Source organism: Pseudoxanthomonas koreensis (assembly GCF_010093225.1).
Lineage (GTDB): Bacteria > Pseudomonadota > Gammaproteobacteria > Xanthomonadales > Xanthomonadaceae > Pseudoxanthomonas > Pseudoxanthomonas koreensis.
In genome coordinates this window covers 72,373-81,718 of sequence record NZ_PDWM01000009.1, presented here as the reverse complement: position 1 = coordinate 81,718, position 9,346 = coordinate 72,373, and the positions used below count along the sequence as shown (strand labels likewise).

The window sequence follows — 9,346 nt, the reverse complement described above, 5'->3', positions numbered from 1 at the left end:
CGCCCCCCGCCCCCCCCCCCCCCCCCGCGCCCCCGCCCCCGACCCCCCCCCCGCCTCCTCGCCCGCCCCCCCCCCCCCCGGCCGCCCCCGCCACCCGCCGCCGCCGCCCCCCGGGACACCCCCCCTCCGCGGGGGGTCGAACACCAGGCCCCCCCCCCCCCCCCCCCCCCCCCCCGAGCCCCCCCCCCCCCCCCCCCCCCCCCCACCGCCGCTCCAGCCGCCACCGCCACCGAAGCCGCCGCCCCTGGAGCCACCCACGCGCCCGCCCGAGCCGCTTCGGCCGATTCCGCCGCTGCCCCAGCCGCCGCCGAGTCCTCCACCGCCCAGGCCGCCGCCCCAGCCACCGCCGTTGGCGAAACGCCCGCTGCCCAGGCTGGCGAGGCCGACCAGCAGGCCCACCACTGCGCCGACGACGCCGGCGAACACCGCCGCCGAGATGAACCACGCGGTGCCACCGGCGGCGATCGCCACCAGCGGCGCACGCACCGCGGCAGGCAGCCGGCCGAACAGGCCACGCGCCACCTGGGCGACGATGAAGGCGATGAACAGCGCAGGCAGCCAGGGCCTGCCAGCGGACGACCGGGCCGGCGCATTGCGGCTCACCGGCGCCGGCAGCGGCTCGCCGTCGATCACCTTCACCAGCACCGCGGTGGCGTCCTCGATCCCGCCGCCGTAGTCGCCGGCGCGGAACTTCGGCACCAGGTATTCCTGGATCACCCGGTTGGCGACCGCGTCGGGAACCGCACCTTCCAGGCCGTAGCCGGTCTCGATCCGCACCGCGCGGTCGTCCCTGGCCACCAGCAGCAGCACGCCGTCGTCCACGCCGCCGCGGCCCAGCTTCCAGGCCTCGAACACGCGCACCGCGTACTGCTCGATCGATTCGGGCCCGGTGGTCGATACCACCAGCACCTGCAACTGGCTGCCCTTGCGCTGCTGCAGCGCGCGCGCCTGCGCATCGAGCCGCTGCACCGTGGCCGCGTCGAGCGTGCCGGTGGTATCGACCACCGGCGCGTCGAGCGCCGGGATGGCCACGTCCGCCGCCGGCTGCGCCGATGCGGGCACGGCGATTGCCGGCAGCAAGCAGGCCAGCAGCAGCCAGGCCAACAGCGCCCACGCCGACGGCCACCGGAACGGTGCGGGCCGGGCGTCATGCCGGCCGGGCAGGATCGCGCGCATCGGCGCCGGCCTGCGTCAGTTGGCCGGCGCGGGCGGCGGCGGGGCCTGCGGCGGCTGCGGCGCGGGCGGCGTGGTGCCGAAGTCCACACTCGGCGCGCGCTGGATCTGCGCTTCGTTCTCGACGCTGAAGTTGGGCTTCTCGCGGTGGCCGAAGATCTTCGCGGTGACCAGCTGCGGGAACGAGCGGATGTAGGTGTTGTAGTCCTGCACCGTGGCGATGTAGCGGCCGCGGGCCACGGTGATCCGGTTCTCGGTGCCTTCGAGCTGCGCCTGCAGGTCGCGGAACGACTGGTCGGCCTTCAGCGTCGGGTAGTTCTCGCTGACCACCAGCAGCCGCGACAGCGCCGAGGACAGTTCGCCCTGCGCGGCCTGGAACTGCTGCAGCGAGGCCGGGTCGTCGGCGTTCACCTGGACCTGGCCGACGCGTGCGCGCGCCTCGGTCACCTCGGTCAGCACCTGGCTTTCGTGCGCGGCGTAGCCCTTGACCGTGTTGACCAGGTTGGGCACCAGGTCGGCGCGGCGCTGGTACTGGTTGAGCACTTCGGACCAGCCGGCCTTGACCGCCTCGTCCTTCTGCTGGATCGCGTTGTAGCCGCAGCCCGTCAGCAGCACTGCGGTCGCCAGCGCGACCGCGACGATGGCCCACCTGCGGAAGATCCCATGCATGGCACTGCTCCGTGTCGGGACCGGCCGGCGGCCGGCTGCGCGGCCATTGCAGCACCGGCCCCGGCACCGTGCAAGCGATGCCGGGCCGCGCGCCGGATCAGAACTCGCCGGCGCCCGGGACGTGCTTGCTCGCGGCGTTGCGGCGCATGAACAGGTTGAGCGTCTCCACCAGCACCGAGAAGGCCATGGCGAAGTAGATGTACGGCTTGGGCACGTGCACTTCCAGGCCGTCCAGGATCAGCACCGCGCCGATCAGCAGGATGAAGGCCAGCGCCAGCATCTTGATCGTCGGGTTGGCGTCGATGAAGCGGCCCAGCGGGTTGGCGGCCAGCAGCATGATCGCTACTGCCAGCAGGATCGCGAAGATCATCACCGGGATGTGCTCGGCGATGCCCACCGCGGTGATCACCGAGTCCAGCGAGAACACGATGTCGATCACCGCGATCTGCGCGATCACCATCCAGAACACCTGCGAGCTCTTGGTGGTGCGCGGGTCGTCGTCCTCGCCGCCGGAGATCAGCTCGCGGATCTCCATCGTGCCCTTCACCAGCAGGAACGCGCCACCCAGGATCAGCACCAGGTCGCGGATCGAGATGCCCATCCCGGCGACGCTGAACAGGTCGTGCTCCATCCGCGCCAGGAACGCCAGCGACACCAGCAGGCCGATGCGGGTGACGCAGGCCACCGCGATGCCGAACTTGCGCGCGAACGCGCGCTGTTCGGGCGGCAGCCGGCCGACCGCGATCGAGATGAACACCAGGTTGTCGATGCCCAGCACGATTTCCAGCGCGCTCAGGGTCACCAGGGTCAGCCAGACGTTCGGGTCGGCCAGGAATTCGAAGCTCATCGGATCAATCCTTCAACAACGGGGCATCAAAACAGCCGCGGGCCCAGGACCAGGGCCCAGGTCAGCAGCACGTTCAGCATCAGCACGAATACCGCCGCCGACCCCATGTCCTTGGCGCGGCCGGCCAGTTCATGGTGTTCGGCGCCGTAGCGTTCGATCACCGCTTCCACCGCCGAGTTCAGCAGCTCGGCCGACAGCACCAGCACCATCGAGCCGATCAACAGCGCGCGCTCGATCCCGTCCTGGCCCAGCCACAGCGCCAGCGGCGCCAGGACCACGAACAGGTAGACCTCGAGGCGGAAGGAGGACTCGTGCAGCCAGGCCGCCGCCAGGCCCTGCAGCGACCACTGGGTCGCCTTGAGGATCCGGCTGGGGCGCCGCGGCAGGTGCCCGGTCTCGTCGGCCATGTCAGGCGCCCGCGGCAGCGCGCGTGCGGCGGAATCGCGCGCGGGGCGTCGTGGGCGGAACGGACGGGAGCTGCATCGGCACGGCCGGGGCGTTGGAAAGCGGCAATTTTGCCACATCGGGGCGCGTGGACCCGTCGGCGCCTCCCGCAGCCGGGCAAGCCACGCTCTGCGAGTGCCCGGGCCGGGGCGCTATTTCGCCGCGCGCAGCGCCTGCTGTTCGGCCAGGGTCAGGGCGACGTTGTCGCGCAGGTAGGCCGGCTCGACCCGTTCCGGGGGCAGCGCTCCGCCACGGGCGAACGCGGCGGCGGCCAGCCGCGCCAGGTCGGCGGCATGTGGCAGCGCGGCCGGATCGACCCGTGCCAGCGCCGGCTGCAGGCGCTGCGCCAGCAGCCCGCCGGCCGCGGCGCAGCCGGTGCCCACGCCCTGCCAGTCGCCGTCGTGACCCTCGTGGCTGAGGTCGACGTCGTGCCCCTGCGGCAGCACCACCCGGTCCGGCGGCTGCACCCGCTCGGCGTCCAGCGGCCGCAGCGAGCCGTCGTCCGCGCGCGCGAACGCGGCGGCGTAGACCTCGCCCATGCGTGCATCGATCGCCGCCAGGATCCGCGCCGGCCCGTCCGCCGGCGCACCGGCGGCGAGCACCTCCAGGGTCGAAACCGGGACCACCGGGCGATCCAGCGCCAGCGCGATCCCCTGCGCCAACGCGATCGCCAGGCGCACCCCGGTGAACGCGCCCGGTCCCCGACCCACCGCGATCGCATCCAGCTGCGCGCGGGCCACGCCGGCCTCGGCCAGCAGCGCATCGGCCCAGGGCAGGGCCAGTTCGGCGTGGCGGCGCGGCGCCAGTTCGAAGCGCTCGCGTACCTCCCCGTCCAGGTACAGCGCGACCGAGCAGGCTTCGGTGGCGGTTTCGAAGGCGAGCAGCTTCATGGGGGACGTGGGCGCTGGGACGGAAAAAGGACTGGAAGCGTAAACGATGCCCCCTCGCCCGTGCCGTGCTTCCTGTAGGAGCCCACTTCAGGGGGCGACCCGAGGGCGTCGCAAGGCACGACGGTGAACGCGACGGTTCCGGATGGTCCGCGTTGAACGCTGCCGCCGGTGACGGCATCGGGTCGCCCCCTGAAGTGGGCTCCTACAAGGGGGCGGCGAAGAAGGCCTGGACGTCTTCGAGGCGGCGGGTCACCGTGAACGCGGGCAGCGACTGCATGAACACCCGGCCGTAGGGCTTGCCGGTCAGGCGCGGGTCGCACAGCACCAGCACGCCGCGGTCCGATTCGGTGCGGATCAGCCGGCCCACGCCCTGCTTGAGCGCGATCACCGCCTGCGGCAGCTGCTCGTCGCGGAACGGGTTGCCGCCCTGCCGCCGCACTGCGTCCAGCCGCGCCTCGAACACCGGGTCGTCCGGCGCGGCGAACGGCAGCTTGTCGATCACCACCACGCTCAGCGCGTCGCCGGCCACGTCCATGCCCTCGCGGAAGCTGGCCGAGCCCAGCAGCACGCCGTTGCCCGATTCGCGGAAGCGGCGCAGCAGCTCGGCCTTCGGCGCCTCGCCCTGCACGAACAGCGGCCACGGCCCGCCACGCAGCGCCTCGGCCGCTTCGCGCAGCGCACGGTGCGAGGCGAACAGCAGGAACGCACGGCCAGCGGAAGCCTGCAGCACCGGTCGCACCGCCGCGAGCATGGCCGCGCCGAAGCCGCGCGTGTTCGGCTCCGGCAGGTCGCGCGGCAGGTAGCACAGCGCCTGCCGCGGCCAGTCGAACGGGCTCGGCTCCAGCAGCGTGTCCGGGTCGAACAGGCCCAGCTTGCGGCCCACGTGCTGGAACGCGCCGCCCACCGCCAGCGTCGCCGAGGTGAACACCCACGCCGCGCGCGACTGCTCGCGGTGCTGGCGCAGCGGCGCGGACACGTCCAGCGGCGTGCGCTGGCAGCGGAACCCGCGCGCGCTCAGTTCGTACCAGTAGACCTCGCCGCCGCGCGCGGCCGCGCGCGCCAGCGCCACCGCGTCGAGCGGTTCGTCGCCTTCGCCGCCCGCCGCCTCCCCGGCAGCCTCGCCGGCTCCATCCTCGAACGCGTCCGACGCCGCGCCACCATCGCGCCAGCGCGCCAGCCGCTCGCCCAGGTCGCGCGCGCGCGCCACGCAGGCGTCGAAGCCGGGCGAGGTTTCGGCCAGCGGCGCCATCGCCTGCTCCAGCGTGGCCAGCGCGTCGGCGAGCACGTCGAAGCCGTCGCACACCGCCGGCAGGGTCAGCGCGCGGTAGCGGGTACCGCGCGGCGGCAGCGCTTCCATCGCCGCGCGCAGTTCGCGCAGTGCCTGTTCCAGCGCGCGCGCCGGCGCCTGGACCACGGCCAGCGCGCCGGTGGTCTGCTTGCATTCGACCAGGCAGTCGCGCGCCAGCTCCTGCATCTGGCGCATGCCGAAGCCTTCGCCGAAGAAGCTCGCCGCCAGTTCCGGCAGCTGGTGCGCCTCGTCGATCACGAACGCCTGCGCGCCGGGCAGGATTTCGCCGAAGCCTTCCTGCTTGAGCGCCAGGTCGGCCAGCAGCAGGTGGTGGTTGACCACCACCAGGTCGGCCGCCTGCGCGCGCTGACGCGCTTGGACCACGAAGCATTCCTCGTAGAACGGGCACTCGCTGCCCAGGCAGTTGTCGACGGTGGATGTGACCAGCGGCAGCAGCGGCGAATCGTCGGCCAGGCCTTCCAGTTCGGCCATGTCGCCGGCACGGGTGCGCCCGGCCCAGGCGACGATGCGCTGGAACTGCGAGGCCTGCTCGGGCGAGGTGAAGCGCGCATCGCCCTTGGCCTGGTTGAGCCGGTAGTGGCACAGGTAATTGGCGCGGCCCTTGAGCAGGGCGCTGCGCAGGCTGGTGCCCAGCGCCTCGCGCACCCGCGGCAGGTCGCGGTGGTAGAGCTGGTCCTGCAGCGCGCGGGTGCCGGTGGAGACAATCGTCTTCAGCCCCGACAGCAGCGCCGGCACCAGGTAAGCGTAGGTCTTGCCGGTGCCGGTGCCGGCCTCGGCCAGCAGCACCTCGCGCTGCTCGAAGGCCTCGGCCACCGCCGCGGTCAGGCGTTGTTGCGCCGGGCGCGCAGCGAAGCCGTCGACGCGTTCGGCCAGGGCACCGCCTTCGCTGAGGGCTTCGACGCTGGCATGGGCGAGGCGTGACATGGAAGATGCGCGCGGGCATCGCAGCCGCGACCTTGCGCCGGAGTGGCGCGCGGGCCGCGGGTGCGGCCTACATCCGCTTCAGGCCCGGCACGGTGCAGGCGCCGATCCGGGCCTGGGCCGCGGCGGCTTCCTGCGCCAGGCCGCGCGCCAGCAGCGCCTGCTCGACCGTGGCCCAGTGCCGGCGGCACAGCGGGCCGACCTTCGAGCCGACTTCGTAAGCACGCTGGGCCAGGGTGTCGGCACGTTCGTACTGGCCCTGCAGCAGCGCCACCTCGGCACGTTCCTGCAGCAGCGCCGGATCCTCGGGCAGGATCAGCAGCGCCTGGCTGAGCGCGTCGGCCGCGGTGGCGGTGTCGCCAGCGTCCAGCGCGCGGCGCGCACGCAGGCGCAGGTCCTCGACCTGCGGATCGCGCAGCGGCTGCACATCCAGTTCGGTGTCCTCGGCGCCGGCGATGGCATCGATCGCGGCCAGCCGCTCCTTCGCATCCGTCGTGGGCGCGGGCGGAGCCTGGACCACCGGCGCGCACGCGGACAGCAGCAGGCACAACGCGGCCGTGGCCGCGACGGTTCGCGGAAGGAAATTCATGGCCGCCATTATGGCGCAGGCGGCGTGACGGGCTGCGCAGGCTGTGCCGGCGGCTCCGTTGCCGGCGCCGGTTCCGGCGCGCGGTCGCGGCCGAACAGGCGCTGCCAGAAACCGCCGCGCCCGTCCTGCGCCTCGCCGCCGTCGGCGGCAGCTTCCTCGTAGGCCGGCGCGCACGGCGCGTAGGCCGGCGCGGCACCGGCGACGAACGGCAGGCGGCGCGCACCGGGACAGTCGGCGTCGGTCACGTAGGAGCCGCGCGGCTGCACCCATTGCCAGTCCAGGCCCTTGCCCGGCACCCGCAGCGGCGCGCTGGGCAGGCGCGAGAACAGCCCCGACCAGATCCGCATCGCGCCGGTGGCGCCGTACAGGCCGGTCTGCGCGTTCTGGTCGTTGCCCATCCACACCACCGCCAGGTGGTCGCCGGTGTAGCCGGCGAACCAGCTGTCGCGGCCGTCGTTGCTGGTGCCGGTCTTGCCCGCCGGCGACAGCCGGCCCAGGCCGTCGGCCAGCAGGCGCCGGCCGGTACCTTCGCTCACCGCCTGCTGCAGGGCCACGGTGACCAGGTTGGCGGCGATCGAGTCGCCTTCCTGCGCGGCGGCCGGCGCGGTGTCGTAGCGCTTGAGCAGCTTGCCTTCCGGGTCGAGCACGCCGCGCACCGCGCGCAGCGGCTGGATCTCACCGCCGGAGGCGAGGAACTGGTACAGCTGCGCCATCGCGTACGGGCTCTGATCGGTGGAGCCGAGGATCAGCGACGGGTTGGGCTGCGATTCGATCCCGGCCAGCACCCGGACCAGCTGCGCCAGCCGCTCCGGCCCGACCTGCATGCCGATCCGCACCGTCGCCTGGTTGTAGGAATGGGCGAGCGCGTCGACCACGCGCACGGTGCCGTGGCTGGTGTTGTCCGAGTTGTCCGGGGTCCAGGTCTTGCCGCGCGCCAGTTGCACGGTGACCGGCGTGTCCTCGACGAAGCTGGCCAGCGAGAAACGCTGCGGCTGCGCCAGCGCCAGCAGGTAGACGTAGGGCTTGAGCAGCGAGCCGACCGGGCGCCTGGCCTCCACCGCGCGGTTGAAGCCGTGGCTGGCCACGTCACGCCCGCCGACCACCGCCAGCACTTCGCCGGCATGCACGTCGGTGACCACCACGCCGGCCTGCAGCGGCGGCCGCTTGCCGGTCTGCAGCGCCTCCACCGCGCGCGCCACCGCGCCTTCGGCATAGGCCTGGGCCGAGGGCGACATGCCGGTGAGCACGCTCAGCCCGGCGCCCTGCAGCGCGCTTTCCGGGTAGTCGTTGGCCAGCTGCCGGCGGACCAGGTCGATGTAGGCCGGGAAGCGATTGGCCGCGGCCACGCCCGGCTGCCTGGTCACGCCCAGTGGTGCCTGCCGCGCACGTTCGTACTCGGCGTCGTCGACCAGGCCGGTGTCGTGCAGCATCGACAGGGCGATGTTGCGCCGCTCCAGCGCCCGTTCCGGGTGCTTGCGCGGGTCGTAGTAGGAGGGTCCCTTCACCAGGCCGACCAGCAGCGCCACCTGTTCGGTGCTCAGCTGGTCCAGGTCGCGGCCGAACCAGAGTTCCGCGCCGGAGGCCACGCCGTGGATGGCCTGGTTGCCGCGCTGGCCCAGGTAGACCTGGTTGAGGTAGGTCTCCAGGATCGTGCGCTTGTCGTAGCGCGACTCCAGGATCAGCGCGTACAGGATCTCGTTGAACTTGCGCGACCAGGTCTGTTCCTTGCCGATCCCGAGCAGGCCGCTGCGCGCCAGCTGCTGGGTGAGCGTGCTGGCGCCCTGGCGCTTCTCGCCGGCGAGCAGGTTGACCCAGGCCGCGCGCGCCATGCCCGACAGGTCCACGCCGTGGTGATGGGAGAAGTCGCGGTCCTCCACCGCCTGCAGGCCGGTGACCAGCAGTTCGGGCACCTCCTCGATCCGGACCAGGCGCCGCTCTTCCTGGCGCTGGCCGTAGAGGGTGGCGATCCGCGCCGGGTCCAGCCGCGCGGCCTTGACCGCCTTGCGCGTGGCGGCGTCGCGCAGGCCGGCGACGCGGCCACCGGACAGCGACACCTCGATCCGCCGCGCCGGCACCTCCCCGTCCACGTCCATGTAGCCGCGGCTGGCGATGGTGAAGAGGCCTTTGTCCTGGCTGTAGCTGCCCGGGCGCTCGCCGGCCTCGTCCTCGAGGTAGCCGGCCGCGTCCAGCTCGGTCTTCAGCGTGCGCGCATCCATCGCCAGCTGCGGCCGCAACTGCAGCGGGCGGGCGTAGACGCGGGTGGGGATCTGCCACTGCAGGGCGCCGAAGCGCTCGCTGACCTGGTGGTTCAGGTACATCACGTAGGGGACCAGGAATCCGGCCGCCAGTGCGGCGGCGGCCAGCACCGCGGTCAGCAGGTGGCGACGCCAGGCCGGCGCGGCCGCGCCCGTGTCGTCGTCCTCGTAGTCTTCGATGTCTTCCGGTTCGTGGCGTCGGGGCACGGGGATGCGAGAATGCTGCAGTCGGGCGAGTCTAGCGCAGGC

General features: G+C 73.2%; 7 protein-coding genes and 1 pseudogene. All 8 read right to left on the bottom strand.

The window, feature by feature from the left end:
* Nucleotides 1-165: 165 nt before the first annotated feature.
* Nucleotides 166-1,080, bottom strand: a pseudogene (locus CSC64_RS04690) (TPM domain-containing protein); the annotation flags it as partial.
* Between the two features lie 111 nt (nucleotides 1,081-1,191).
* Nucleotides 1,192-1,842, bottom strand: coding sequence for a LemA family protein (locus CSC64_RS04685; protein WP_162434167.1), 651 nt, complete (start codon nucleotides 1,840-1,842; stop codon nucleotides 1,192-1,194).
* A 97-nt stretch (nucleotides 1,843-1,939) separates the two neighbouring features.
* Entirely contained in the window at nucleotides 1,940-2,689 is a 750-nt protein-coding gene (locus tag CSC64_RS04680) for a TerC family protein (RefSeq protein ID WP_162434166.1), read from the bottom strand.
* Nucleotides 2,690-2,715: 26 nt separating this feature from the next.
* The gene (locus tag CSC64_RS04675) at nucleotides 2,716-3,096 is read right to left on the bottom strand and encodes a diacylglycerol kinase (RefSeq protein ID WP_162434165.1); all 381 of its coding nucleotides are present in this window, start codon (nucleotides 3,094-3,096) and stop codon (nucleotides 2,716-2,718) included.
* A 189-nt stretch (nucleotides 3,097-3,285) separates the two neighbouring features.
* Nucleotides 3,286-4,023 carry a tRNA (adenosine(37)-N6)-threonylcarbamoyltransferase complex dimerization subunit type 1 TsaB gene (gene tsaB / locus CSC64_RS04670; RefSeq protein ID WP_162434164.1) on the bottom strand — a complete coding sequence of 246 codons (738 nt, stop codon included), beginning with the start codon at nucleotides 4,021-4,023 and terminating at the stop codon, nucleotides 3,286-3,288.
* A 202-nt stretch (nucleotides 4,024-4,225) separates the two neighbouring features.
* Nucleotides 4,226-6,256 carry a DNA repair helicase YoaA gene (yoaA, locus tag CSC64_RS04665; protein ID WP_162434163.1) on the bottom strand — a complete coding sequence of 677 codons (2,031 nt, stop codon included), beginning with the start codon at nucleotides 6,254-6,256 and terminating at the stop codon, nucleotides 4,226-4,228.
* Nucleotides 6,257-6,323: 67 nt separating this feature from the next.
* Nucleotides 6,324-6,842: a hypothetical protein gene (locus tag CSC64_RS04660; RefSeq protein WP_162434162.1), complete on the bottom strand. Its 519-nt coding sequence runs from the start codon at nucleotides 6,840-6,842 to the stop codon at nucleotides 6,324-6,326.
* 8 nt (nucleotides 6,843-6,850) lie between these two features.
* The gene (gene mrcB, locus CSC64_RS04655; protein ID WP_162434161.1) at nucleotides 6,851-9,304 is read right to left on the bottom strand and encodes a penicillin-binding protein 1B; all 2,454 of its coding nucleotides are present in this window, start codon (nucleotides 9,302-9,304) and stop codon (nucleotides 6,851-6,853) included.
* Between the last annotated feature and the right edge of the window lie 42 nt (nucleotides 9,305-9,346).

What these genes read in the sequence shown, in the direction of transcription:
- CSC64_RS04685 (WP_162434167.1), bottom strand. Translation starts at nt 1,842, where the DNA reads ATGCATGGGATCTTCCGCAGGTGGGCCATCGTCGCGGTCGCGCTGGCG.
- CSC64_RS04680 (WP_162434166.1), bottom strand. Translation starts at nt 2,689, where the DNA reads ATGAGCTTCGAATTCCTGGCCGACCCGAACGTCTGGCTGACCCTGGTG.
- CSC64_RS04675 (WP_162434165.1), bottom strand. Translation starts at nt 3,096, where the DNA reads ATGGCCGACGAGACCGGGCACCTGCCGCGGCGCCCCAGCCGGATCCTC.
- tsaB (WP_162434164.1), bottom strand. Translation starts at nt 4,023, where the DNA reads ATGAAGCTGCTCGCCTTCGAAACCGCCACCGAAGCCTGCTCGGTCGCG.
- yoaA (WP_162434163.1), bottom strand. Translation starts at nt 6,256, where the DNA reads ATGTCACGCCTCGCCCATGCCAGCGTCGAAGCCCTCAGCGAAGGCGGT.
- CSC64_RS04660 (WP_162434162.1), bottom strand. Translation starts at nt 6,842, where the DNA reads ATGAATTTCCTTCCGCGAACCGTCGCGGCCACGGCCGCGTTGTGCCTG.